Origin of the sequence: Acidovorax sp. LjRoot194 (assembly GCF_964253015.1) — a bacterium.
Lineage (GTDB): Bacteria > Pseudomonadota > Gammaproteobacteria > Burkholderiales > Burkholderiaceae_C > Acidovorax.
In genome coordinates this window covers 4,894,262-4,919,762 of sequence record NZ_CAXUQB020000001.1, presented here as the reverse complement: position 1 = coordinate 4,919,762, position 25,501 = coordinate 4,894,262, and the positions used below count along the sequence as shown (strand labels likewise).

The 25,501-nt window shown below is 65.4% G+C and carries 22 protein-coding genes; 10 read left to right on the top strand and 12 right to left on the bottom strand.

Translation table 11 applies throughout. The annotated features are described in order from the left end of the window. Positions 1 to 48: 48 nt before the first annotated feature. From ACSQ3N_RS22285 to ACSQ3N_RS22270, 4 genes are all read right to left on the bottom strand, one after another. The gene (locus ACSQ3N_RS22285; protein WP_200926894.1) at positions 49 to 1,590 is read right to left on the bottom strand and encodes an iron-containing redox enzyme family protein; all 1,542 of its coding nucleotides are present in this window, start codon (positions 1,588 to 1,590) and stop codon (positions 49 to 51) included. A 138-nt stretch (positions 1,591 to 1,728) separates the two neighbouring features. After that, positions 1,729 to 3,063, bottom strand: coding sequence for a phosphoribosylamine--glycine ligase (locus ACSQ3N_RS22280; RefSeq protein WP_056167153.1), 1,335 nt, complete (start codon positions 3,061 to 3,063; stop codon positions 1,729 to 1,731). After that, a complete protein-coding gene (locus tag ACSQ3N_RS22275; RefSeq protein ID WP_082516892.1) occupies positions 3,060 to 4,046 on the bottom strand; it encodes a methyltransferase in 987 nt (328 codons plus the stop codon). The genes ACSQ3N_RS22280 and ACSQ3N_RS22275 overlap by 4 nt, the downstream gene beginning before the upstream one ends. 194 nt (positions 4,047 to 4,240) lie before the next feature. Continuing rightward, positions 4,241 to 4,723, bottom strand: coding sequence for a hypothetical protein (locus ACSQ3N_RS22270; protein ID WP_056167159.1), 483 nt, complete (start codon positions 4,721 to 4,723; stop codon positions 4,241 to 4,243). A gap of 399 nt (positions 4,724 to 5,122) precedes the next feature. Between ACSQ3N_RS22270 and ACSQ3N_RS22265 the strand changes: the two genes are divergently transcribed. The 3 genes from ACSQ3N_RS22265 (at position 5,123) to ACSQ3N_RS22255 (ending at position 10,276) form a co-directional block, all read left to right on the top strand. Next, positions 5,123 to 5,359 (top strand): hypothetical protein, encoded by a 237-nt coding sequence (locus tag ACSQ3N_RS22265; RefSeq protein WP_056167161.1) that lies wholly within the window; start codon positions 5,123 to 5,125, stop codon positions 5,357 to 5,359. A gap of 425 nt (positions 5,360 to 5,784) precedes the next feature. Beyond that, a complete protein-coding gene (locus tag ACSQ3N_RS22260) occupies positions 5,785 to 8,061 on the top strand; it encodes a putative bifunctional diguanylate cyclase/phosphodiesterase (RefSeq protein WP_436147498.1) in 2,277 nt (758 codons plus the stop codon). Between the two features lie 289 nt (positions 8,062 to 8,350). After that, positions 8,351 to 10,276 carry a sensor domain-containing diguanylate cyclase gene (locus ACSQ3N_RS22255; RefSeq protein ID WP_436147497.1) on the top strand — a complete coding sequence of 642 codons (1,926 nt, stop codon included), beginning with the start codon at positions 8,351 to 8,353 and terminating at the stop codon, positions 10,274 to 10,276. A 117-nt stretch (positions 10,277 to 10,393) separates the two neighbouring features. Here the strand turns inward: ACSQ3N_RS22255 and ACSQ3N_RS22250 are convergent, their stop codons facing one another. Further along, positions 10,394 to 10,882 (bottom strand): hemerythrin domain-containing protein, encoded by a 489-nt coding sequence (locus tag ACSQ3N_RS22250; RefSeq protein ID WP_436147496.1) that lies wholly within the window; start codon positions 10,880 to 10,882, stop codon positions 10,394 to 10,396. 244 nt (positions 10,883 to 11,126) lie between these two features. Between ACSQ3N_RS22250 and ACSQ3N_RS22245 the strand changes: the two genes are divergently transcribed. After that, positions 11,127 to 12,863: a hypothetical protein gene (locus tag ACSQ3N_RS22245; RefSeq protein ID WP_436147495.1), complete on the top strand. Its 1,737-nt coding sequence runs from the start codon at positions 11,127 to 11,129 to the stop codon at positions 12,861 to 12,863. Between the two features lie 134 nt (positions 12,864 to 12,997). On the opposite strand, the gene ACSQ3N_RS22240 is transcribed toward ACSQ3N_RS22245, so the two are convergent. The 7 genes from ACSQ3N_RS22240 to ACSQ3N_RS22210 form a co-directional block, all read right to left on the bottom strand. Further along, on the bottom strand, positions 12,998 to 13,762 hold the full coding sequence (locus tag ACSQ3N_RS22240) for an SDR family oxidoreductase (RefSeq protein ID WP_436147494.1): 765 nt from the start codon (positions 13,760 to 13,762) through the stop codon (positions 12,998 to 13,000). A gap of 197 nt (positions 13,763 to 13,959) precedes the next feature. Further along, complete coding sequence (locus tag ACSQ3N_RS22235) at positions 13,960 to 14,952, bottom strand: Bug family tripartite tricarboxylate transporter substrate binding protein (RefSeq protein WP_436147493.1); 993 nt, start codon at positions 14,950 to 14,952, stop codon at positions 13,960 to 13,962. A gap of 192 nt (positions 14,953 to 15,144) precedes the next feature. Further along, positions 15,145 to 15,459: an HU family DNA-binding protein gene (locus ACSQ3N_RS22230; protein ID WP_369817143.1), complete on the bottom strand. Its 315-nt coding sequence runs from the start codon at positions 15,457 to 15,459 to the stop codon at positions 15,145 to 15,147. Between the two features lie 153 nt (positions 15,460 to 15,612). After that, a complete protein-coding gene (locus tag ACSQ3N_RS22225) occupies positions 15,613 to 16,359 on the bottom strand; it encodes an amino acid ABC transporter ATP-binding protein (RefSeq protein WP_436147492.1) in 747 nt (248 codons plus the stop codon). Next, positions 16,356 to 17,087 (bottom strand): amino acid ABC transporter permease, encoded by a 732-nt coding sequence (locus ACSQ3N_RS22220; protein ID WP_056167187.1) that lies wholly within the window; start codon positions 17,085 to 17,087, stop codon positions 16,356 to 16,358. The genes ACSQ3N_RS22225 and ACSQ3N_RS22220 overlap by 4 nt, the downstream gene beginning before the upstream one ends. Positions 17,088 to 17,103: 16 nt before the next feature. Beyond that, a complete protein-coding gene (locus ACSQ3N_RS22215) occupies positions 17,104 to 17,799 on the bottom strand; it encodes an amino acid ABC transporter permease (protein ID WP_436147491.1) in 696 nt (231 codons plus the stop codon). A gap of 98 nt (positions 17,800 to 17,897) precedes the next feature. Continuing rightward, complete coding sequence (locus tag ACSQ3N_RS22210; RefSeq protein WP_436147490.1) at positions 17,898 to 18,737, bottom strand: ABC transporter substrate-binding protein; 840 nt, start codon at positions 18,735 to 18,737, stop codon at positions 17,898 to 17,900. 347 nt (positions 18,738 to 19,084) lie between these two features. On the opposite strand from ACSQ3N_RS22210, the gene ACSQ3N_RS22205 reads away from it, so the two are divergent. From ACSQ3N_RS22205 to solA, 6 genes are all read left to right on the top strand, one after another. Beyond that, a complete protein-coding gene (locus ACSQ3N_RS22205) occupies positions 19,085 to 19,972 on the top strand; it encodes a TauD/TfdA dioxygenase family protein (RefSeq protein WP_436147489.1) in 888 nt (295 codons plus the stop codon). Between the two features lie 28 nt (positions 19,973 to 20,000). Then, positions 20,001 to 21,011 (top strand): ABC transporter substrate-binding protein, encoded by a 1,011-nt coding sequence (locus ACSQ3N_RS22200; RefSeq protein ID WP_436147488.1) that lies wholly within the window; start codon positions 20,001 to 20,003, stop codon positions 21,009 to 21,011. A 2-nt stretch (positions 21,012 to 21,013) separates the two neighbouring features. After that, positions 21,014 to 21,889, top strand: coding sequence for an ABC transporter ATP-binding protein (locus ACSQ3N_RS22195; protein ID WP_436147487.1), 876 nt, complete (start codon positions 21,014 to 21,016; stop codon positions 21,887 to 21,889). Then, positions 21,886 to 22,758 (top strand): ABC transporter permease, encoded by an 873-nt coding sequence (locus ACSQ3N_RS22190; RefSeq protein ID WP_436127068.1) that lies wholly within the window; start codon positions 21,886 to 21,888, stop codon positions 22,756 to 22,758. The genes ACSQ3N_RS22195 and ACSQ3N_RS22190 overlap by 4 nt, the downstream gene beginning before the upstream one ends. Before the next feature lie 81 nt (positions 22,759 to 22,839). Continuing rightward, positions 22,840 to 24,186, top strand: coding sequence for an LLM class flavin-dependent oxidoreductase (locus ACSQ3N_RS22185; RefSeq protein ID WP_436147486.1), 1,347 nt, complete (start codon positions 22,840 to 22,842; stop codon positions 24,184 to 24,186). Then, positions 24,183 to 25,412 carry an N-methyl-L-tryptophan oxidase gene (solA, locus tag ACSQ3N_RS22180; protein ID WP_436147485.1) on the top strand — a complete coding sequence of 410 codons (1,230 nt, stop codon included), beginning with the start codon at positions 24,183 to 24,185 and terminating at the stop codon, positions 25,410 to 25,412. The genes ACSQ3N_RS22185 and solA overlap by 4 nt, the downstream gene beginning before the upstream one ends. Positions 25,413 to 25,501 lie beyond the last annotated feature (89 nt).

Sequence of the window (25,501 nt, the reverse complement as noted above, 5' to 3'; positions counted from 1 at the left end):
AATTTTCAAACTATGCGGTCAGGCCTGAGCAGATGAACTCAGCTCGGTTCAGCTCGCGCGCGAGGCGGCGCGTTGCACCACCGTAGGCGATCCATGAAGGGTGCGCACCAGCTCCCGCGTGGCCTCCAGCCCGGCAGGCGTCCAATGCAGCGCGGGCGATAGGGCCTGGACCAGCAACTGGCGCTGTTCGTCGCCCTCCAGCAAGGGATAGCGCTCGCGAAAGATGGCAAGGTCCGCGTCCAGCGAGGCTTCGGTGTGCCTGGGTGTGCCGCGCTGGGCCTGGCGTAGCCGCTCGGCGACCCGAAAGCTCATCAGCCTGCGGGGTGTGGTGGCCGTGGCGCCACCAGTCCCGGTGGTTTCTGGGGCTGGCGCGGTGTCAAACGATGCGCCGTCTGCGCTGGCCGTACCGCGAATCCAGTCGTGGATGATCTGCAGTTCGTAGCCCGAGAAAACGCCGAACATCTCCGCGCGCTCGCCCTGCAGCAGCTTCCAGAACCGGCTCTCGTCGACAGGCCTGTTCTTCTTGATCCATCCCGCGCGTTCCAGCGCGGTGAGAAAGTCCGCCATGGCATCCGGCGTGGACAGCCACTCGTTCACGCTGCGGCCCTCCACCTTGCAGAAGTCGGAGTGTGCGCCGTGCCCGGCGGGGGATTTGTGCGCAAGGATGCGAACCACCTCCGCCTCGATGTCGAAGCCCTGGATCACATCCATGGTGCTCACCCCCAGATTGCCGAGCTTGGCACCGGCGCGCACGCGCTGCCAGTATTCGCCGCCATCGTTGATGCGCGGCGCGGCTTCCAGCGCTGCCTGGCAGGCGCGCCGGGCGTGTCCCGTGTCGGCATTGTCCACAGTAACGTGCAGCGTGAAGTAGTACGGGTCGATGCCCAGTTCGTTGAGCTCGTAGGATGTGATCAGCAGGTGCAGTGGCAGTTGCTCATAGGCCAGGTTGAAGCCGATCACCTCGGGCAGAAAATCCTGTGCGTTCCAGCCCAGCGCTAGCTGGATCAGGCCCTGCTCATACAGCGCGTCGGACAGGCCGTCGACGGGGTCAAGCCCATAGCGCGACAGCAGGTTGCGGTACAGCGTCACATGGTTCTTGTCCGCCTCACCATTGCCCAGCTCTTCCAGGTACGTGGTGACCAGGTTGGACAGGCGTGGGTTGCCCGTATGGGCGCACACGCCGTAGAGCCAGGCACCGTCGACCAACTTGGTGGGCGACACCTGCCGCAGAAAGTACAGTGCATGCGCCCGATTGCTGAAGTAGCGACGGGCTGCTCCGTCCTTGCGCGACTGCAGGTAGGACTGGTACTGGGCGTGCACCCGCTCCACGTTGGTGGTCATCCAGGTGGTGAGGTCCGCTGGATCGGCAGGAAGGTCATCGACCTGGGTGCCTGCGCGGTCGATGGCCTGGGCGAGAAAGTCGGCCGCTTCCTGGATGTCTTTGGCCGCGGGAATTCCGTCGGCCAGCCGTTCGTACAACGGGTGGCAGAAGCCGCTGTGCTCGTCGCGACCTTGGCTGGGAGTCAACGCCAACGGCGTGGCCATGGGCCGGGCGGGGCGATCGGCAAGTTCCTTCAGGATGGCGGACATGAGGTGTGCAGAGGAGTGCAGAAGAATGTGAGATCTTCAGCATCGCCGTGCGCCGACGCCTGCTGCATCGGGCCAGACGCCTTCCGCGCGTGGGCACTCTCCTACGGCGATGAATGCGGCCCTACAGCCGCGCCGCTGTCACTCCAGCCAGCCCAGGCGGTGCAGCAAATCCCACTCGCCGCCGTGCTCCAGGCGTTCTCCGACGTCCGTTCGGTAACGCAGGTTGGGCACCACCACGCCCTGCGCCACCTGCAGTGCCTGCGCGTTGGCAGTGCCCGGCGTTGGGCCCACTCCCGTGGCTACGCCCAGGTATCCAGTGACGCCGCTGGTGATGAGCTGTTCGCCTTGCAGCGCCACTTCGGCAAAATGCAGTGCGCTGCGATCAGCTTGCGACAAGGTGTCGCGCAGGTGGATCGGCAAGCCCTTGGACAACTCGGCATATCCGTAGCGGTAGGGAAACGGTGGCACCGTCAGTACCACGCCCGCGGCAAATCCAGGATGGGTGCGAAAGTGCATCCCGCTTTGGTGGACCATGGTGGAGAAAATGCTTTCCCACGGGTCGACGTGCAGTGCCTCGCAGATCGCAAAGCCCGGGTAGCCGAAGCGGCTGGTGAACTCCAGCGGCCACAAACCGTCTTCGTTCGCAATCAGGTTGACATTGATGTATCCGCAATAGCCACCGTCCCGCAGCATGTCGGCTAACGGGGCCAACACGGTGTCGAACAGGCGCTGCGACAGGCGGTAGGACACGATGGTTCCCATCTCACCCGTCAGCTCACCCAGGTCGCCAGGGAAGAACCGCTTGTGCTCGAAATCGATGCATGCCGGGCTCAGAAAAGACTGCCCGTCGAAGTACGCGCCGACGCCCACCTCCACACCCTGAAGGTAGTCCATCAGTATGAAACCATCTCGATCGCCAGCACTGCCGCCCGGCTGCTCGGCCGACTTTGGTGTTTGCGACCGACCGTAGTGCGCCAGCAGCGCGAGCACGTCAACGCCATCCGGGGTCGACCCCACGAAGTTGCGCGTGCGCAGGGCGTCGGCGCCATTGAGCTTGAGGACGTAGCGCGCAGGGTGGTTCCTGACGAAGGTACTGGCCGCCTCATAGTCGGCAAATGGATGGCTGGCGGCGGTGCGCAGGCCGATGGAGCGCAGCGCAGACTGTCCGAACGCGCGGTCGGCCTCCAGCCGGTCACCGAACGCGCTGCCGCCGACGACATGGAACCCATCACGGCGCAGTGCATCCTGCGTGGCGCCGTCGCTGGCGGATTCAAAAAGCGCTATGCCGTCGTCCCCCGCTTCCCGCAGCCAGCCCAGTTCTTTCTGCCAGTCGGACGTGAAGTCCAGCATGCCTGCGAACACGTCGCTGTAATCAGGGTCCCGCACGAATACGCGCACGTCGTGTCCCCTTTGGGCGAGGCCGTGGTACATGGCCGCCAGGTCATTGGTGTCGCCAATGCCCAGGAATCTCATGGCTTTTGCACCACCAGGCCGACGGCAGCGATACGGTCTATGTCGGCATACGCCGGGTTTTGCAACTCGTCGCCGAACACGTCCGGGTCGATCTCCTCGTAGCTCCACCTGCAGGGGTATGCAGCGAGCTCTGCCTCGGCCGCCTGCAGCAGGTGGTCCCCCCCCTGTGAGATCGAAGAGCCCGTGTACAGCACCAGGCGACCGCCAGGCGCCAGGCGTGGATAACCCTCGCGCAGGATTCGGATCGACAGCGCCTCGCCCCACCGCCCGCCGCCGTGGCGGTACAGCCGCTGAGCGCCGTCGTTCAGATACGGCGGGTTGGCCACGACCAGATCGAAATCTCCGGCCACGCTGTTGAACAGGTCGCCCTGGCTGAAGCCCACATGGGGAACGTTCGCCAGTTCCGCACTGGCTTGTGCAAAGCGCAAAGCCAAAGGGCTGATGTCCGCCAGCACCAGTTGCGGACTGACGGTGCGGTCGTGGATGGCTGCCACCAGTCCGCCTGCGCCAGAGCCGCAGCCCATGTCCAACACGCGCGACCTGCCCTGCAGCGGGCGCAGGCTCAGTTGGCGGCGGATCAGTCCGGCGAACCGATACGTGTCCGGGCCGAAGAACACGGACTCGTTCTGGGTCGTGGGAAACGAAGAGTGGGGAAAGAGGAGGGAGCCAAACGTGGAGAACCGGACCGTGGCGCGCTGAAGACCGGCGCCCCATGCCTGCACCAGCCCGCTACGCTGCAGCTTGGCCATCCACTCTGTGGGTAACAAGCTTTCGGCAAACGGCAGGTTCCACCCGAAGATGTCCCGCAGATCGGATGCTGTGGCATCGGTGCGGCGGCCCAGCACCAGGGCATGTGTGGCGGGCGTAGGCGTAATGAATTGATAGCGCTGAGACTGCAACCAGCGGCCCACGTCCACCAAGGCAGCGGGGTCAACCCATTGCGGCTGAGGTGTCGGGGATGCAGGGGGCGTCGGAGCTGGCATGGTGTGTGTTGGCAGGCTTATGGAGCTTTAGACGCTGGTAGTGGACTGACACGCTATGCCTCAGTCGGCAGGGCAAATGGGTCCGCGGTAATCAGCACAGTTCAGTGGGGCGTCAGAGCCATCGGTCGATGGCGCGTGGCGCTTAACCCCTGTGCTTGGCCCAAACGGCAGCGCCGGTCTGCGGACATCCCGCCTCAACGGGTATTGGCAAAGCCGATCTCGATCCCTTCCGGCACATCACTCGTTTGCGTCAACGCAGCACTGAGCAGCGCGACATCGGTCGCCATCGCGTTGTGCCTGCCGTCTCCTCCAATCCGAAAGTGCGCCGTGGGGCTGTTGGCCAGCTGCAGCGCAGAGCCGAAGCAGTGCGCCGGAAGGATGAGGGTCCCGATGGCGGAGTTGTCGACCAGCTCGAAGGACGGCAGCGCTGTCCGGTGGGACTCTGCAAAGCCGATCTTCAAAAATGTGCGGAATGCTCCCGCACGCATGCCGGACAGCTCGATGAAGCCGGTGGCCATCGGAATCGTGAATCCTTCGGCGTTGAAGGTGTCGATGCCCGAGAGCATTGCGGCACGCACGTGCTTGACCTTGGTAACGACGTAGCTGTCCCAGTTCGGCTGGTGCGTTTGAGCCCTTTGGAGATTCGATCCCCATTGGTTGGGGAGAGATGTGTTCATGGTTGCCCTAAGAATGCGATGAGCGCCAAGCCATGGGTTCGCTCTGTAGAACCATGGTGGGCGGCATGGGTCCACGGGTTTGTAGGAACGGGCCTATACGTCTGACAGTCAGGCTCGCTAGCCCGGTCCCATAGCGCTTCCCACGCAAAGTGGGTACCGGCGCTGGTAACGATAGCCAGTCAGAACGTCCACCATGTTGATGGACAAGCATGGTTGTCGTGTTCCACCGGCTGACTGCGCAAACCCTGCGGTACGGGCGCAGCGTGCGGCGCCGGTGCGCTCCTACACAAGTCGCGCCCACCGCCCCACACCACGGGTTGTCGCTGCTTTCCACACTGGGTTGTCAACGCTTCGCCCAAAGTGTTCTTTTCGGCGTTTCACAGCAATCAGGAGAAAGTCATGACCGACAAAAAGCAGCCACCCGACTACAACCAATACGGCATGAAAGATGCCGATGCGACGGTGGTAGACACCTATTCCAACCGCCCAGGCGGCGAACAACCTGTGGTGGGCCCCATGGACAAGGTCACCGCATCCGGGCATCGGGTGGGCGCGATCGAGCAGCGGCCCGACCCGAAGCCTTCTTCACGCGCAGGTCAACAGGTGCTGGGCGAGGTGGACGACAAGAAGCGGTAGCGTTGTCACGGTGGTCGTAAACCATTGGTGTCACCACCATGGAATCCACTGCACATTGCGCTTGCAGTCACTCCAAGGGTGGCTCTGTTCTCAAGTCATGCCACCGAGCCCATCCATAAGCACTGTCAAAACACTGCTGTTAGTACCGAGCCAAAAAAGCCCGCACGTTGCGGGCTTTTTTGCGTTGTGGGGCTCTACAGCGCGTGACGTGGATGCTGATCTTTGCGCGACTGGCACGCACCAGGATCAACTCCTTCTGTCCGGTTGCAAACGTTTGCGGGAATTTGTCCTACAGGGTTTCGGTGCGAATGCAGCGACATGTAACGTTCAGACGGCTCCGGACGGCATCCACACGCGCATTCGGCACCGTCTCAGTCACGTTATGCCAATGAAAACTTGCAAGCCCGCATGGATTTGGCGACATTTTGAGCGTCGATCCTGCAGGGCTTTTCAGTCAGTTTTGCCGAGCAAGCAGGGCAGCATCTAATTTGGAGGACTTGGTAGTGAAGTGCCCCCCCGCTCTTGAGTCAGAGGCTGAGCGCCTTCAGGCGCTTTCCGACTACGGACTTCACGGTGACCGCCCCCTGCCGAGCCTTGACTCGGTCGTGCAGATAGCCGCCAAGGTGTTTGGCATGCCGGTCGCAGCGGTCAACCTGGTGGGCGACGACCACGTGTTCTTTGCAGCCAGCACGGGCTTTGAAGGCCAGCGGGTGGACATGCGGCGAGACGTGTCGTTTTGCGCGCATGCCATCGCCAAGAACGAAGTCATGGTGGTGCCGGACGCCACGCGCGATGCGCGTTTTTATGACAACCCGCTGGTCACCGGGTTTTCCGGCGTACGCTTCTATGCGGGTGTGCCGCTGTATTCTCCCGGCGGGCTGCCGCTCGGCGCGCTGTGCGTACTCGACAGCGTCCCCCACTTCGACTTCTCCGACGACGACCGCGCTCGCCTCTCGGACCTTGCGCAGATGGCCTGCGACCGCCTTGAGTTGCGCAGGCTGGAGCACTCCACGGAGCGGGCCAAGCGGCCCTTCGACGACGGCGCACGCGCATCGCCCACGGCGGTGGTCTGGTTCGACGAGAGCCTGCGTGTCATGGCCTGGAACAAGGCCGCAGCCGCCATCTTCGGGTACATGCCGGCCGATGGCCCCGGGCGCATGGTCTTGAGCTTTCTGGCCGATGACCACCGCGACGCCGTGGCGCAGCTCGTGGCCAACGCGGCAGTGGCCGGTACTGCGGATGGATTGGTGGTGCCCGAAGGCTTGGAGGGCCTGCGCAAGGATGGCTCCGAGTTTCCACTGGGCGTCGCTCTTTTTTGCTGGATCGACCAGGGCAAGCTGACCTTCCACGCGCACCTGCAGGATCTCTCGGACCGCCACGCACAGTCGGCAGAGCTGCGAAGGCTGGCCACCACCGACCTGCTCACCGCGCTGGTCAACCGCGCAACCTTGTATCGGCGCATGGAAGAGGCGGTGACCGAGGCCGCCGGGGCGGCCTTGCTGATCATCGACATCGACGGGTTCAAGGAGGTGAACGATACCCTCGGGCCTGCGGTGGGCGACGCGGTGCTGCGCGAGGCAGCACGCAGGCTGGTCGAGTCTGCGTCTTCGCTGTCCACGGTGGCGCGCACCGGCGGCGACGAGTTCGCGGTGCTCATTCCGGCCGCCCCCAGCCATGCAGAGTCGATGGCGGTGGCCCGGAGGATTGTCGATAGCCTGGCCGACCCCATCACCGTGAACGGGCAAGACATCCACATCACCGTGTGCTGCGGTTTGGCAACCGCCCCTCAGGATGCGCACGAGGCACTGGAGCTTTTCAGCAACGCAGACCTCGCGCTGTTCAAGGCCAAGAGCTTCGGGCGCAGTCAGGTCTATGCCTATGTGGCCGACCTGCGCATGGAGGCTGCGGCGCGCAGGCTGTACAGCATTGAACTGCACCGCGCCGTCAGCGAAGGCGAATTCGTGTTGTTCTACCAGCCGCAGGTCAAGCTGAGCGATGGTTCGCTGCGCGGCGCCGAGGCGCTGATTCGCTGGCAGCATCCGCAGCGGGGCTTGCTATCGCCCGCGGCCTTTTTGCCCGCGCTCGAGACCGGTCCGCTCGCCGCGATGGTGGGCTTCTGGGTGCTGGACGAAGCGTGTGCGCAGGCAGCGCTGTGGCGCCGCAATGGCGCGACCCCATTTCGCATGGGTGTGAACCTGTTCGGTGCCCAATTCCGGGCGAACGACATGGTGCGGGAAGTGGCGGCCACACTCCAGAGGCACGGCCTGCCACCAGACGCCCTGGAGCTTGAGATCACGGAAAACATCGTGCTGGATGAGGACGATCTCGTGCTCGGCGTGTTGCAAAAGCTCCGGGACATGGGTGTCAGCATCGCGTTTGACGACTTCGGCACCGGCTACGCGTCGCTCAGCCTGCTCAAGAAGTATCCGCTGAGCCGCTTGAAAATCGACCGGTCGTTTGTCCAGAATGCACCCGACTCCGAGCGTGACCGGGCCGTGGTTCGCGCCATCCTGGACATGGCGCGCGGCTTCGGTCTTGAAACGGTGGCTGAAGGCATAGAGACCGAGGCGCAGCGCGACTATCTGAAGAGCGTTGCGTGCGAGGAAGGGCAGGGCTATCTGTTCAGCCGCCCGGTGTCGGCCTGCGAGTTCTCCGAGGCGTTCGGTCTGCAATCCGCACCATCGGTGGCCAGACTGGCATAGGGCACACCACCGGGTTGCCGGGCCTAACGGGTGCGCACAGGTGCAGGGGCGTGCAGGGCGGCGCAGGCCCTGCAGCCGCATTGCGGAAGTCGACTGACATACGCGGCCTCATTTGTCGTCACACTCGATGACAGTGGACGGCCAGGTACCTCGCTCCTGCTGGGGTTCGTGGAATCCGCCCAGCAGTTCCATCTTCACATGCATGGGTGGTGGCTTCATGGGATTTGGTCTCTTTCCCGGATGGCTCAGTTCTTTGCGCGCAAGGGTCACGCTGGGCACGATCGCCGTCTTGGCTGCAGGTATCGGCTTGATCGCCTTCGTGCTGGTTCAGCGTGCAGGACACGACACGCTGGACGACCAGCGGCAGCGTGAGTTGGCCGAGGTCATTCGCACCGCCAACCTGCTGTCGCGCAACGTGGTCGATCTGCAGAAGGCTCTGGGCATCGTCGCGGCGCAGCTTCCTGCCTCGGCGCTGGCGAGCGACGCTGCACTCAGCGAGTTTTTCGAGGGCAAACCTGTGTTTCGCAGCCTGTTCTCGAACATCTTCATCGCCCGGCCTGGTGGGCAAGTGGCCTTCTACCTGGATGACAAGGGGGTGCAAAGGCCGGAGCTGTCCATTGCCGACCGCCCGTACTTTCAGCGCACGTTGGCAGAGCGGCGGCCCATCGTTTCAGACCCCGTGCCCAGCCGGGTGTCCGGGCTGCCCGTGGTGGTGCTGACGCAGCCCCTGTACGACGCCAGCCGTCTGCATGCAGTACTGGCAGGCGCGCTCAACCTGTCGGAGCGGCGTCTCCTGTCCCACCTGGTGGAGGCGCGGGACCTGGACGGGGAGGCGCTCACCGTCGTCACCGATGCCAAAGGCAGTGTGCTGGCGCATCCCGACGTGCAGCTTCTCACGCGTTCTCTCACGGACGAACCCAGGCTGGCGGATGCCTACCGCGTATGGCTGAGCCAGGGCAGCCCGGTGGAGCCAGCGGGACTCCAGCTGCAGCAGGCGGGCGATGTCGTGAGCGCAGCGGGCGTGCCGGGGGCCGATTGGATGGTCTGGCGCTTTCGCCCGCAAAGTGAGTTGCTGGCACCGCTGAACGCCGCACGCAAGGAGGCACTGGCCTGGGCAACGGGTCTCATCGTCGTGGTGTCCCTGCTCACATTCGCATTGCTGTCCTGGCTTTTGCACCCCCTGCGGCTGCTCGAGCGGCGGGCGCAGCAGCTATTTGGCGCCGAGGTGCCTGCCGGCCAGGGCTGGCCCGAGGCCGGGGGCGAAATCGGGCGGTTGGGCAGCGTACTGAAAGAGGTCAGCATCAGCCGCGACAAGCTGGAGGCTGCCAACAAGGACTTGCTGAGCCGCCTGGTGTCGGTACTGGCTGCGTCGCCCACCGGCATCGCCTTTGTGCGCAACGAGCGGGTCGAGCTGGTGAGTACCGAGTTCTGCAGGCTCCTGGGACACAGCGAATCGACTTTGCGCAGCTCGCACCCCAGCCAGATCTTTGCCTCGTCCGAAGACTTTGCGAGCATTCGCCCGCGGGTGCTGGAGGCCTTCGCCAGGGGCCGGACCTATGCGGGGGACTGGAAGCTGCTGCGCTCCGATGGCTCCCACTTCTGGGCGCAGCTGCGAAGCAGTTCGGTGGACGTGACGGACGCTGCCGCTGGAACCATCTGGACCATTACAGACATCAGTGAACAGAAGGTTGCACACGACCAACTGGAGTGGTCTGCAGGCCACGACCCGCTGACGGGGCTGGCCAACCGGCGCGAGTTCGAGCAACGCGCCAGATCGTTGATAGACCGCTCACCGCACTCCATTCCGGCCGCCATCGTTTTCATGGACCTCGACCATTTCAAGCCGGTCAACGATGAAGGGGGGCATGCGGCGGGCGATGCCATGCTCCATGCCGTGGCCCAGGCGATCTCTGCGTCGGTGCGCGGCAGCGACTTGGTGGCCCGCATCGGTGGTGATGAGTTCGCCCTGCTGCTGGAGCATTGCCCTCCGGAGTCGGCCGTGGAGATCGCGCAGGCGGTGCGGGCGGCGGTGGCAGCCATCCGGTTGACCCGGGGCCGGCAGACATTTGTGGTGGGGGCGAGCATGGGCGTGGCCAGCCTGCTCCAGGGAACCGCTTCGGTGGATGAATGGATCGCTGCAGCCGACGCGGCCTGCTACCAGGCCAAGTCCCAGGGCCGCGGTGAAGTGTGTGTGGCGGTGCGCGAAGCCGCCTGAATTGCACCCGACGGCGGGAGTATCCAAACACAACAGCCCGCACGGGGCGGGCTGTTGGTCATGCGGGGCGCCAGTGGTGACCAGCGCGGCCGGTGCGGCCTGTACGGCCGCGGGGCGTCAGGCCACGGCAGCCTGCTCGTCCATGAGTTCCTGCTTGCGGGCCTCGACCACATCGCGCATCGCCACGAGGTCCAGCTTCTTGGCTGCACGGGCCTTGGGGAACATCTCGTTGCGCTCTTCCTTGACGTGGTGGTCGATGTACTCGCCCAGCACCTTGACCTTGGCGTTGAACTCTTCGTCTGCCGTCTCGGCAGCCTGGATTTGTGCAATCAGGTCTTTGGCGGTCTGGTGCTCCACCTCGGCTTCAGCGATCAGGTCGGTTTCCTTGATCGCATTGCGCACTGCGGGGTAGAAAATTTCTTCTTCCACCTGGGCGTGGACGGTCAGTTCCACACAAATCTCGCGGGCGAGGTCCAGGCGCGATTGGGCGGCGCCGCGGGCCTTGGATTCGGACAGTGAGTCAAACTCTTTGAACATCTTCTTGACGGCCTTGTGATCGGCATCAAGCAGGTCGCACACGTCTTTCTGGCGTTGGCTGGTAGGCATGAGAGAACTCCTGTGGGGGTTGATAAAGCAAGACCCATGGTCGAGAGATGGCAGGGGCGCCTCTGTAGGCGCACGCCACCGCATGCCGTCAGCGCTACGCATGCCTGGTGCATGCGTGGGTTTGCGGTGCGTCGCTGCACCGCTGGCACTGGATGAGGCCACACGCCCCATCCGATGGATTTGATTTCAGTTCTCGCAGTTTCTGCCGATATCCTATGGATAACACGGAGGAGAAGAATCCAAGATGAGTGCTGTAGGTCTTGCCACCCCCACCGTTGTCTCGCCGGCCCTCGCCCAAGGCGTCTCCCTGAACACGGCAGGGGCCTCCCAGCCAGTGGGCGGCGGCACAGTGGCGCCCTTGGCAGCGGCCGCATCACCCGCCGTCACCGTCTACACACCCAGCAGCATCGTGCCCGCCTTTGCCGCCAACTCTGCGGCAGGGACCGATCTCCGATTCCTGCACGTCACGCAGATGCCAGGCAGTCTGGAGACGGCCCAGGCGACGTATGAAGCGCTGCTGAGCGTGCAGACCCGCGGCGGGCAGATGCAGGTGTGGGAGCAACGGCCCGACGACGCGCTGGCCCAGGTCATGGGCCGCAATGCCAGCGGAACGACCGAGCAAGGCCGGCTGGCAGGGCTGGGGGCCGCACTGCTCGAGCAGGTAGGCACCACCGGCACAAGCTACCGCCAGACCATCGTGAACGTCGGCGCCGCTTACTCGCCCGATCAGATTCAGCGCAAGGCCTCTGACGCACTGTGGGCCTTCAAAAGCCGACCCAGTGCCAGTGCGGAGCTCACCATCCAGACCCAGTCGGGTGCCACAGTGCGCTTGTCCATCACGGACCAGCGTGAATACAGCGCTACCGGGTCCGGCATGTCGGTGGCGATCGAGGTCGAGGGAGAACTCACGGCCCAGGAGCGCGATGCCTTGAAGGCCTTGGCCGCGGGGTTCGACAAGGCCGTGCAGGGCCTGGCAGGCGACGAGCCGCGGCTCGATCTGGAAGAACTGCTCAAGTTCGACAGCAAGGTGCTCGCGCGGGTCGATCTGAAGTTCGAGCACTATGGCCGGGACGATGAAGGCAAACGGGTGCTGCAACTGGGCGCCGACCTGCGGCTGGATGCCAGCCGCCGCGAGGTCGACATCAAGACCCGGGAAGGCGTCGTGAAGATGAGCACCGACCTTCGGCAACCTGCACAGTGGGGCAGCGCAGCCCAGAAGGACAAAGCGGTGGCGCAGTATCTCGCGCGCATCGACCACGCCGCGGAACGTGGCCGGGCCAACCCGGCCTTGGTGGACCTGTTCAAGTCCACCTTTTCTGCCATGCACGCGAGCTACGCGCAGCAAGGCGGTGACGGCAACGGCCTGGGCATGAAGCCTGGCAGTATCCCGCTGCGCATCGATGGGGCTGCGTTCGATGCGGAAGACCAAAGCCTCATGACGGGCCTGGCAGATTTCAGCGCGAGCATCGCAGCCACCACCCGGGCCACCAACCCAAGGCGCACCCAGGAGCGGGACAGCTTTCAGTACACGCTGAACCAGTCCACGGACATCACGGGCAGCAACCGAGGCAGCCGGACTGTCACGCAAACGCAGGCGTCGAAGCTTTCGGCCGCTTACCACCAGTCGCTGCTGACGTCGGCAGCGCCCAAGTTCGACTCCACCTCCGCATCGCAAAACTATCTTTACAACACGGTGGAAGACAGCAGCACCACCGAAATGCGCCTGGCCTATGACGAAGGCGAGCCCGTGCTGGCCACGCTGTCGCACCAGGCATCGCAATCGCTGCACATGATCAAGGTCGAGAACAACCAGATCGTGGATACCCAGACCACGCCAGGCCAGCAGTCGAGCCACAAGGACCTGCTGCCGCTCATCAAGGAGCTGAAGCGCCAGCAGCGTGACCAGGAAGCGTCCGAGCGCGAGCGGCAGGGCACGCTGGGCTCACTGCACGCAATGGTGCTGCAGGTATCCGGCACATGATGGCCTGAACGATTGAACGATTGAACGATGGAGGATTCTCCGCGGAGCGGAATCTGAAGGCCCAGTGACCCGCTCGACACCCTCTACCCCCGCGACTGCTCAAGAGGCCCGGGCGAACTATTCGTTCAGCAACATCAACCGCGGCCGACGAACGGCATCTTGGTAGCCATCACGGTATGGAACAGCACGTTGGCTTCCAGCGGCAGGTTGGCCATGTACAGCACCGACTGGGCGACGATGTTGACGTCCATCAAGGGCTCGACCGCGATCTCGCCGTTGGCCTGCGGCACGCCTTTGGCCATGCGCGACGCCAGGTCCGTCATGGCGTTGCCGATGTCGATCTGCCCCACCGCGATGTTGTACTGGCGCCCGTCCAGCGACGCCGTCTTGGTCAGGCCCATGACGGCGTGTTTGGTCGATGTGTAGGCTGCAGAGTTGGGACGCGGCGTGTGGGCCGAGATCGACCCGTTGTTGATGACCCTGCCTCCCTGCGGAGACTGGTCGCGCATGACCCGAAAGGCCTGCTGCAGGCAGTAGAACATGCCGTTCAGATTCACGTCCACCACATCGCGCCACTGCTGGGGCGTCCAGTCCAGAAAGGACCCCGGCGGGTTGCCGCGGCCCGCATTGTTGAACAGCAAGTCCACGCGGCCGAATCTGGACACCGCCTGAGCGAAGAGCCGTTCGACCGCCGCAGCGTCCGCGACGTCGGTGGGCACGCTCAGCATGCGGTCGCCCGCGCCCGATTGCGCCTGGGCCAGTGCCACCACTTCATCCAGGAGTGCGCTGCGCCGCCCTGCAAGCACCACGCTGTACCCATCACCGGCCAGGGCCAGCGCGACGGCTTTGCCGACTCCGGAACCTGCTCCGGTGACCACGGCGACTCTCTGCTCTCTCATGGGGATGCTCCTTGATGGATCTGCCCGGCAGCTCCCGGAATGCGGAGGGCAGGGCGGCTGTTGATGGCCCGCCATTGTGCGGGATCGAGGCCTTGCACGAGCGGCTGCGCATGCCGGCCCGGCCCTTGCGCCTCGTTGACGATGCGCGGCAACGGCGGCTTGGTGTGCGATGGACGGACCCGCTCGATGGACTGGATCTATTCGATCTTGATGCCGGCGGTCTTCACGATCTGGCCGTAGCGCACGAACTCGGCAGTCACCTGGCGCTGGAACTGCAGCTGCGGGTAGCCCGTGGCGTCGATGCCCTGGGCGGACAGTTCAGCGCGCGCCGCAGGCGTCTGCACGATGCGCCCCACGTCCGCGGCAATGGTGTCCAGCACCGGCTGCGGTGTGTTGGCGGGCGCGAAGAGGCCAAACCAGGTGCCTGAGCCGTAGCCCGCATAGGTCTCCGCAATGGCGGGCACGTCCGGCAGCAGGGCGTTGCGCTTGTCGCCGGTGGTGCCCAGTGGCGTCAGCCTGCCGCTGCGGATGTGCGGCAGTGCGGGGCCCAGGGCGATGAACATCACTTCGACCTGGCCGGCAATCACGTCCTGCAGGCCCATGGGGCCGCCGCGGTAGGGGATGTGCGTGGCGAAGAAGCCGGCCTGCTGCTTGAGCATCTCCATGCTGAACTGCAGGGCGCTGCCGTTGCCGGCCGAGGCGTAGCTGTAGCGGCCCGGCTGGGCTTTGGCGGCGCGCACGAAGTCGCCCAGGCTGCGAAACCCCGTCTTGGGGTTGGCCACCAGCACGAAGTCCACATGGCCGAGCGAGACCACCGGAACCAGGTCGCGCTGCGCGTTGTAGGGCAGGTTGCTCTGCAGGTTGGGCAGGATGGTGATGGGGCCGTCACCACCCACCAGCAGGGTGTGGCCGTCCGCCGGTGCCTTGGCCAGCGCATCGGCCGCCACGATGCCGCCGGCGGCGCCGCGGTTGTCCACCACCACCGCGTGCTTCCATTGCTCGGACAGGCGCTGGGACAGGTAGCGCGCCAGCACGTCGGGCGCACTGCCGGGCGAGTTGTGCACGGTGACGCGCACCGTCTTGGTGGGGAAGGGCGTGGCGGGCGCTGGCTGCGCCAGCGCGGCACAGCTTGCCCACGCGGCGAGCCACAACACGACGAGGGACTTGAAGGGGGCTGCGGCGGCGTGCATGGTGATGGCGGTCGTGGACAGGAGCGGTGGAGGCGCGATTGTCTGGCCCTGCTGCTCTCAGGAGAACGACCGATTTGTCACATGCTTAGCTGCAAAGCGCCATATGGGCGGCGCCGCCCACCCTGGCCGCGCAAAGAAAAAACCGCCCGAGGCCGAAGCCTGAGGCGGTTGTGCCGAAGCGGCGGGGCCTGCTTACTTGGCCGCCTTGCGCTTGGCGGCCTTGGGATCGACAGCGGCCTTGAACTTGGCACCAGCGACGAACTTGGGCACGGTAGTGGCAGGGATCTTCAGGGCGGCGCCCGTGGAGGGGTTCTTGCCTGTGCGGGCGGCCCGCTTGGCGGACTTGAAGGTGCCAAAGCCCACCAGCTGGACGGTGTCGCCCTTCTTGACGGCCGTCTGGACGGTCTCGATCAGCGTCTCCAGCACGGCGTTGGCCGCAACCTTGGACAGATCATTCTTGGAAGCCAGGATATCAACGAGTTCTGCGCGGTTCATGGATGCTTTCACACAAAGATGGATGAGGTGCGCTATTTATAGCGCAAGCGCTGCCCGCCGGGCGCACTTGTTCTGCGCATATGCAAAGTCGGCGACGCTGGAGGTCTATTTTTTCACAACGCCTGCATCCGGCCAAGGGTCAGGCGGCGGCGTCAGGCGGCGGCGTCAGGTGGCCGCGTCAGGCAGCGGCGCCCGGATGTCCGACAGAAACTGCCGCGCGCGCGGGTGCTGCGGGCTGTCGAAGAACGCCTGGGGGCTGGCGCGCTCCAGCACGCGCCCCGCGTCCATGAACCAGATGCGGTCGGCCACCTCGCGCGCAAAGCCCATTTCGTGCGTGACGCACACCATGGTCATGCCGTCTCGCGCCAGGTCGCGCATCACCGACAGCACCTCGCCCACCATCTCGGGGTCGAGCGCGCTCGTGGGCTCGTCGAACAGCATGATGCGGGGCTCCATGGTGAGCGCGCGGGCAATCGCCACGCGCTGCTGCTGGCCGCCCGACAGCTCGGCGGCGTGGGCGTTGGCCTTGTGCGCCAGGCCCACGCGGTCCAGCAGGGCCAGCGCGCGCTGGCGGGCCTGGTCGGGCGACCCCCTGCGAAGATGGACCGGCGCCAGCGTGCAGTTGTCCAGCGCCGTCAGGTGCGGGAACAGGTTGAACTGCTGAAAGACGAAGCCGATGCCTGCGCGCAGCACATTCAGGTTCAGCTTGGGTGCGTGGATGTCCTGCCCGTTGACGGTGATGCGGCCTTTGTCGATGGGCTCCAGCCGGTTGATGGTGCGGATCAGCGTGGACTTGCCCGAGCCCGACGGCCCGCACACGACCACGACTTCGCCGGCGGCGACGGTCTCGGTGATGTCTGCAAGCGCGTGGTAGTCGCCGTACCACTTGTTGACGTTGTCGAAGGTAATCATGGTGCGGCCCCCGCAGCGGGGGCGTGGAGAGGCATCTGGCGCGCAGGGCGCCGTGCGAGCCGGCGCTCCAGCCATACCGCGAAGCGCGTCAGGCCGAAACACAGAACGAAATAGGTGAACCCCAGCACCAGGTAGACCTGCGTGGGCAGCGTGAACACGAGCGTGTTGATCTGCGATGCGATGAACGACACCTCGGCCAGGCCGATGATGTAGCCCAGCGACGTGGCCTTGATGGTGGAGACGAACTGGTTAACGAGGGACGGCAGCATGTTGCGCAGTGCCTGGGGCAGGACCACCAGGCGCATGGACGCCAGGTACGGCAGGCCCAGCGAGCGCGCGCATTCCATCTGCCCCCGGGGCAGGCCGCGAATGCCGGCGCGCACGATCTCCGCCAGGTAGGCGGCGTCGAACACCACAAGGGCGATCAGCATGGTGGTGAACTGGCCGGTCTTGTGCCCGGTGATGCTGGGCAGGAAGAAGTAGGCCCAGAAAATCACCATCAACAGCGGCGTGCCGCGCACCACGAACACCAGCGCGCTCACGGGCCAGCGCAGCCAGGCCCAGGGGCTGACCCGGGCCAGGCCCAGCAGCAGCCCCGCGGGGATGGCCAGCAGCAGGGCGGACGACGCCAGGAGCAGCGTCAGCGCCAGGCCGCCCAGCGGCCCGTCGGGGTACTGGCCGATGAGGAAGAAGAGCCAGTAGGCATCGAGCATCTCGAGAAAACTCATGGACGTGTGCCTCCTGTCATGCCGAGCGCGGCGGGTACCGGTGCTGGTACCACGCTGCGAGGGCGGTGATGGCCAGCGAGATGCCGAGGTAGCTGACCGTGGCGAAGGTGAACGCCTCGAAGCTCTTGAAGGTGGCGCTCTCCACCTTGGCGGCCTGGTACATGAGTTCGGCCGTGCCGATCACGGTGGCGATGCTGGTGTCCTTCCACAGGTTGAGGGTTTGCGACACCAGCGGCGGCACGCTGGTGCGCACGGCCTGCGGCAGCACCACGAGCCGCATGGCCGCCACGAACCCCAGGCCCAGTGCACGTGCTGCTTCCAGCTGCACCGTGGGCACGGACCGGATACCGCTGCGGATGTCCTCGGCCATGAAGGCGCCGGCATACAGGCTCAGCGACACCACGGCCGCGATGGCCTCGATGTTGTGCTGGTAGAGCCATTCCTTGGCAGAGTCCGGAAGGAGCTCGGGCGCACCGAAGTACCAGAACAACATGTGGGCGAGCAGCGGGATGTTGCGCTGCGACTCCACGAACAGGAAGCCGGTCCAGCGCAAGGGTGCCAGCGGCGACAGGCGCAGCACGGCCACCAGCAGTCCCAGTACCAGGGCCAGCGGCAGCGTGACGGCCAGCAGGGTCAGCGACAGGCGCAGGCCCGCCCAGAGCATGGCGTGGTAGGGGCCTGCCAGCAGCAGCGAAAAGTCGAAAGTGGGCATACAACAAAAAGCGGCGGCCTGCCTCCGTGTGAAAAGGCAGGCCGTCCTTTGGGCCTTCAGCGATAAGCAGCAGCGATCAGGGGACCAGCGTGCAGCGCTCAGCCGTCCACCTTGTCCGATTCGAAGCGGAACGTGCGCTTGGCGAACTTGAGCTTGCTCTGGGCGCCCCACCACTTTTCGTACAGCTTCTCGGCGTCGCCCGAGGCTTCAAGGCCGCGCAGCGTGTCGTCGATGGCCTTCTTCAGCGCGGTTTCACCCTTGCGGATGCCCAGGGCCAGCGGCTCGACGTTCAGGTTCTGCGGAAGGATCAGGTAGTCGCCGCCCTTGGCGCCCAGCTTGGCCACGTCGTTGTACAGCGACGACTCGTCGTTGACGTAGGCAATGCCCTTGCCCTGCTGCAGCGCCTGGAAGGCCTGCTGGGTGTTCTCGAAGGTCACGACCTCGGCAGTCGGCACGGCGCGCAGCAGGTTGGGCTCCTGCGTGCCGCCCTTCACGGTCAGCACCTTCTTGCCGGCCAGGTCGGCCACGTTCTGGATGCCGCTGCTCTTCTTGACCAGCACCTTGGAGCCGGTGACGAAGTGGGTCAGACCGAAGTCGATCTGCGCCTCGCGCTCCTTGTTGTGCGTGAGGGATGCGGCCAGCACGTCCACGTGGCCCTGCTGCAGCTCGGGGATGCGCGCCGCGACGGCCAGTTGCTTGAACACGGGCCTGACGCCCAGCTTCTTGGCCACCGCGGTGGCGATGTCGATCTCGTAGCCGATGAAGCCGCGGGTCTTGGGGTCCACGAAGCTGTTGGGCTCGTCGGTGCCCAGAACGCCGAAGACGATCTCACCCTTTTTCTTGATGTCGTCCAGCTGGTCGGCCTTGGCGGTCATGCCCACGAGCGCCAGTGCTGTGGCCGCAATGAAACCAGTGAGGGATGAAAATTTCAGTCGCATGGTGATTGATTGATGAGGTATTTCTGGTGGATGAGGCGCTGGTCTGCAGGTGCCCTTGCACATCGCCAAGGCGCAGGGCCAGCGGGAGCCGCGACGATAGGCGGGCGCCCCCACCCGGCCAACGAAGGAAAGCGCATATCCAAATCAGTTCATTGACCAGCACGACGCGACAAGGCTGCGCTACCGTGCGAGCGTGCTTGCCCGCTGCAACTCCGCAGGCAGATGATTCCTTTGGATGTTTATTTCATAAACAAGCAACTAATCATTCGTTCCGTGTAGAACGAAGCATCCCTACAGTCGGCAGCTTCCATGCACCAGCCCCTGCGACCCGAGCGCGAGAGTCCCCAATGACTGCCACTGCCACCCGTTCTCCTGCCCCCGTACAGAACTTCGAGATACGGCCCTTCGATGCGCCCGTGGGCGCCGAGGTCGTAGGCCTTGATATCTCGCGGCCCCTCAGCGACAACGAGTTCGCGCGCATCCACCAGGCGCACCTGGATCACCATGTGCTGGTGTTCCGCGACCAGCAGGTGTCGCCTGCGGCCCATGTGGACTTCAGCCGGCGTTTCGGCCCGCTGGAGATCCACGTGCTGCACCAGTTCCAGCTGAAGGGGCACCCGGAGATCCTCATCGTCTCCAATATCAAGGACAACGGCGAGCCCATCGGCTTAGGGGATGCGGGCGTGTACTGGCACTCCGACATCTCGTACAAGGCCCACCCCAGCCTGGGGTCCTTGCTGCACGCACAGGAGCTTCCCAGCGAGGGCGGAGACACACTGTTCGCCGACCAGCACCTGGCCTGGGAAGCGCTCAGCCCTGAACTGCAGCAGCGCATCCTGCCGCTCAAGGCCGAGCACAGCTACTTGGCCAAGTACGAAGACCTGCGCGCCAAGAACCCCTGGCGTCCGAAGCTCTCGCAGGCGCAGATCGACCAAGTCTCGCCCGCCGTGCAGCCCGTGGTGCGCACGCATCCCGAGACCGGCCGCAAGGCGCTGTTCGTGAGCGAGCACTTCACCACGCGCATCGTCGGCCTGCCGCAGGCAGAGAGCGATGCGCTGCTGGCCGAACTGTTCGCGCACAGCGTCAAGCCCGAGTTCATCTACCGCCACCACTGGCAGCCGCACGACCTCGTCTTCTGGGACAACCGCTCGCTGATGCACCTGGCCGCCGGCACGCCTGACCACCTGCGCCGCAAGCTCTACCGCACCACGATCCAGGGCGATGCACCGTTCTGACCTCCATCCTCCAGAGAGAAAAAACCCCATGAAGAATTTCACGCGCAAAGCCGCCGCCATCGCCACCGGCCTGGGCCTTGCCTTCGGCAGCCTTGCCGCCCATGCAGAAGGGCAGATCCGCATCGCCCAGCAGTTCGGCATCGTCTACCTGCTGCTCAACGTGGCGCAAGAGCAAAAGCTGATCGAAAAACACGCCAAGGCCGCCGGTGTGGATGCCAAGGTGGAATGGGTGCAGCTCTCGGGCGGCTCCGCCGTCAACGATGCGCTGCTGTCGGGCAACATCGAGATCGCCGGCGCCGGCGTGGGGCCGCTGCTCACCATCTGGGACCGCACCAAGGGCCGGCAAGACGTGAAGGGCGTGGCGTCGTTGGGCAACTTCCCCTACTACCTGGTCACCAACAACCCGAACGTGAAGACGATTGCAGACTTCACCGACAAGGACCGCATTGCGCTGCCAGCCGTGGGCGTGTCGGTGCAGTCGCGCGTGCTGCAGCTGGCATCGGCCAAGCTTTGGGGCGACAAGGAGTTCAACAAGCTCGACAAGATCAGCGTGGCGGTGCCGCACCCCGATGCAGCCGCCGCCATCATCAAGGGCGGCACCGAGATTTCGGCGCACTTCGGCAACCCGCCGTTCCAGGAGCAGGAGCTGGCCGGCAACCCGCAGGCGCGCATCGTGCTCAAGTCCTATGACGTGCTGGGCGGCCCCTCGTCGGCCACCGTGCTGTACGCCACCGACAAGTTCCGCACCGAGAACCCCAAGACCTACAAGGCCTTCATCGATGCGCTGAACGAGGCCTCGCAGTTCGTCACCGCCAACCCGGAGAGGGCGGCGGACATCTACCTCAAGGTCAGCAACGCCAAGACCGACCGCGACCTGCTGCTCAAGATCATCAAGAACCCCGAAGTCCAGTTCAAGATCACGCCGCAGAACACCTACGCGCTGGCCGAGTTCATGCACCGTGTGGGCGCCATCAAGAACAAGCCTGCCTCTGCCAAGGACTATTTCTTTGCAGACGCGCACAACGCGGCGGGGAACTGACCATGCCCGTGCTGGCGCCTGACTTCGCGCTGCGGCAGGGCTTTCTGGCCGAAGCCGCCGCGCCTGCGCCCGCGACCGCACCGCATGCGGCCACCGGCGCGCTGCTGCAGGTCGATGGCGTCAGCCTGGAATACCGCACCACAGAACGCGTGGTGCGCGCTACGCACCAGGTCAGCTTCGACGTGCACGCGGCCGACCGCTTCGTGCTGCTGGGCCCCTCGGGCTGCGGCAAGTCCACGCTGCTCAAGGCGGTGGGGGGCTTCATCGCACCCATCGAAGGCGAGATCAGGCTGGGTGGGCAACGGGTGACCGCGCCCGGGCCGGACCGCATCGTGGTGTTCCAGGAGTTCGACCAACTGCCGCCCTGGAAGACCGTGAAGCAGAACGTGATGTTCCCGCTGCTCGCGTCGCGCACGGTGGGCAAGAAAGAAGCCGCCGAGCGGGCCCTGCACTACCTGGCCAAGGTGGGGCTCGACCAATTTGCCGATGTGCACCCGCACCAGCTGTCGGGCGGCATGAAGCAGCGCGTGGCCATTGCCCGGGCGCTGGCCATGCAGCCGCGCATTTTGCTGATGGACGAGCCCTTCGCCGCGCTGGACGCGCTCACGCGCCGCAAGATGCAGGAAGAGCTGCTCGCGCTGTGGGACGAGGTGCGTTTCACGCTGCTGTTCGTCACGCACTCCATCGAAGAAGCGCTGGTGGTCGGCAATCGCATCGCGCTGCTGTCGCCGCACCCCGGCCGCATGCGCGCCGAGATCAACAGCCATGACTTTCACCTGGGCAGCCTGGGCGGTGCCAACTTCCAGGCCACGGCGCAGCGCATTCATCACCTGCTGTTCGAAGAAGAACAAACCCAAGAAGGGCACGCGCAGCCATGAGCCCACTTTTGCACCCGCCTGTGCGGCCTGAATACGAGCGCACCCTGGAGCCGTTTCGCGACGTGCCGGTGGAGCGCGCCCTGCCATGGTCAGACCGCATCTGGGGCCAGGAGTGGCTGCGCAAGGCGGTGATCCTGGCGGTGCTCGCGGCGGTGTGGGAAGTCGCCGCGCGCTGGCAGAACAACGACCTACTGCTGCCCACATTCAGCGCCACGATGAAGGCGTTGGTCGAAGGCCTTTGGAGCGGCGAGCTGATCGAGAAAGTGCGCCTGTCGCTGTTCGTGCTGGTGCAGGGCTATGTGGCGGGCGTGGTGCTGGCGTTTGCGCTGACCACGCTGGCAGTGTCCACCCGGCTGGGCCGCGACCTGCTGGGCACGCTCACGTCCATGTTCAACCCGTTGCCCGCCATTGCGCTGTTGCCGCTGGCGCTGCTGTGGTTTGGCCTGGGGCGCGGCAGCCTGGTGTTCGTGCTGATCCATTCGGTGCTGTGGCCACTGGCGCTCAATACCTATGCGGGTTTCCAGGGTGTGCCCGAGACCCTGCGCATGGCGGGCCGCAACTACGGGCTGCGAGGCATTCCGTATGTGCTGCAGATCCTCATACCCGCTGCGCTGCCGGCCATCCTGTCGGGCCTGAAGATTGGCTGGGCCTTTGCCTGGCGCACGCTGATCGCGGCGGAACTGGTGTTCGGCGCATCGTCGGGCAAGGGGGGGCTGGGCTGGTACATCTTCCAGAACCGCAACGAGCTCTACACCGACCGCGTGTTCGCGGGGCTGGTCATGGTGGTGCTCATCGGGCTGCTGGTCGAGAGCCTGGGCTTTGCCACACTGGAGCGGCTGACCGTGCGCAAGTGGGGGCAGCAGCGCTGAGCACGCCTGCGGCGTAACCTGTGCCTCCGGTGGGGCGTGCGTCCCCTTCATCCATTCTCGACAGGCGCAATGCCTTTTTCCATGCCGACACCTTCTCCCACCATGCACCTGGGCGCCTTCTTCTTCGGCGTGGGGCACCACCTGGCCGCCTGGCGCCACCCGGACGTGAACCCCGGCGCGGCCAGCTCCATCGCGCAACTGCGTGCATGGGCGCAGATCGCCGAAGCCGCCAAGTTCGACGCCATCTTCTTTGCCGACAACGTGGGCCTGCCCGGGCCACCCGATGCGGTGGTCGCCAAGAACGCGCTGTGGTACCCGATGGAGCCGCTGCTGGCCTTGTCGGCCCTGTCGCAGGCCACGGAGCGCATTGGCCTGGTCGCCACCGTGTCCACCACCTACCTGCCGCCCTACCACCTGGCGCGCAAATACGCCACGCTCGACCAGATCAGCGGCGGGCGCGCGGGCTGGAACCTGGTCACATCGGGCAGCGACTTCGAGGCGCGCAGCTTTGGCCTCGACAAGCAGCTCGACCATGCGCACCGGTACGCCCGCGCGCACGAGTACGTGCAGATCGTCAAAGGCCTGTGGGACACCTGGGAGGACGATGCCTTCATCCACGACAAGGCGGCCAACCAGTTCTTCGACCCCAAGCGCCTGCACCGCGTGGCGTTCGACGGCGAGCACTTCAAGGTGCATGGCGGCCTGCAGACGCCGCGCTCGCCGCAGGGCTACCCGGTGCTGGTGCAGGCAGGGTCATCCAGCGACGGGCAGGACCTGGCGGCGTCCGCCGCCGAAGTGGTCTTTACCGCGCAGCAGACGCCCGAGGCTGCGCGCGCGTTCTACCAGTCGCTCAAGGGCCGCCTGCCGACGTATGGCCGCACGCCGGACCAGCTCAAGATCCTGCCGGGCATCTCGCCCTTCGTGGGGCGCACGCAGCAAGAGGCGCAGGACAAGTTCGACCAGCTGCAGGGCCTGATCGACCCGGTGCTGGGCGTGGGGCTGCTGTCCACCTTCCTGGGCAATGCCGACCTGTCCGCCTACCCGGTCGACGGCCCGTTTCCGCAAGATCTGCGCGTTACTCAAGGCTGGCAGAGCCGCCAGGAATTGTTCGCCAAGATGGCGCGCGACGAGGGGCTGAGCATTCGCCAGCTGTACGAAAAAGTGGCCGGCGCGCGGGGCCACTGGACGCTGGTGGGCACGCCCGAGACCATCGCCGACCAGTTGGAGCACTGGTTCACCACCGGGGCGGCAGACGGCTTCAACGTGCTGGCGCCCACGCTGCCGCATGGCCTCAAGGACTTTGCCGAGTTGGTGGTGCCCGAGCTGCAGCGCCGCGGCCTGTTCCGCAAGGACTATGCGGGCACGACACTGCGTGAGCACCTGGGCCTGGCGCGGCCTGCGCACCCGGTGCGGCGGGGCACGGCATGAGTTCTCCCGGCCAAGATATTCCCCACTACGACGCCATCGTCGTGGGCCTGGGGGCCGTGGGCTCCGCCACCCTGTACCAGCTGGCGCGGCGCGGGGCGCGCGTGCTGGGCCTGGACCAGTTCGCACCGCCGCACACACTGGGCTCGTCACACGGCCAGACCCGCATCACCCGGCTGGCAGTGGGCGAGGGCGACCAGTACGTCCCCCTGGTGCGCCGCTCGCACGAGATCTGGGCCGAGCTGGAGGCCGCCACCGGCCAATCCATCTACACCCGCACCCACGGCCTGGTGCTGGGCCCGCGCGACGGGGCCACCGCCCGCGCTGGCAAGCCCGACGACTTCGTGCGCCGCACCATCGGTATTGCCCAGCGCCACGGCATTGCGCACGAGGTGCTGGACACGGCCGACCTGCGCCGCCGCTACCCGCAGTTCAAGCTGCGCGGCGACGAGTTCGCCTACTGGGAGCGCGATGCAGGCTTCGTGCGGCCCGAGGTGGCCATTGGCGCGCAGCTGCAGGTGGCGCAGGCGCACGGTGCCGAGGTGCACACCCACGAGACGGTGTTGTCCCTCGAGCCGCAGGGCGATGCAACCGTGGTCACCACCACGCGCGGCACCTACCGCGCGGACCAGGTGGTGCTGGCCGCGGGAGCGTGGCTGCCGCAGCTGGTGCAGGCGGGTGGGGCGCTGCACAGCGCGCCACTGGCCGGGCAGTTGGGCGTGTACCGCCAAGCGATGTTCTGGTTCGATGTCGGGACTGACACCGCGGCTTTCGGGCCTGCGCAGTTTCCGGTGTTCATCTGGGCGCTGGGCGATGAAGAGGGCCACTCGTTCTACGGCTTTCCCGCCGTGGGCCCTGGCGCGCCAGCTTTGAAAATCGCCACCGCCCAGTACCAGGCCACCACCACGCCCCAGGCGGTGGACCGCACCGTGGCCCCGGCCGAGGCAGACGACATGCTGCGCCGCTACGTACAGCCCCGGCTGAACGCGGGCCAGGCACGGTGCACGGGGGCCCATGCGTGCCTGTACACCGTCAGCCCCGACCACGGTTTTGTGATCGACCGCCTGCCGGGTTGGCCGGGCGTGCACGTGGCGTCGCCGTGTTCGGGGCATGGGTTCAAGCACTCGGCGGCCATTGGCGAAGCGCTGGCGCTGCGCGTGCTGGGCTTGCCCGAATGGGCGGATCTTTCGGCGTTCTCGGCTGAGCGATTTGTGCCCGCAGGTGTTTGAACACAGCCCTGAGATAGGCCCTTCGACGGGGTGCCACCTGCTCCGTTTTCTGGCCTAAGGATGTTTAAGTAATTTTGAACGGAGTTTTT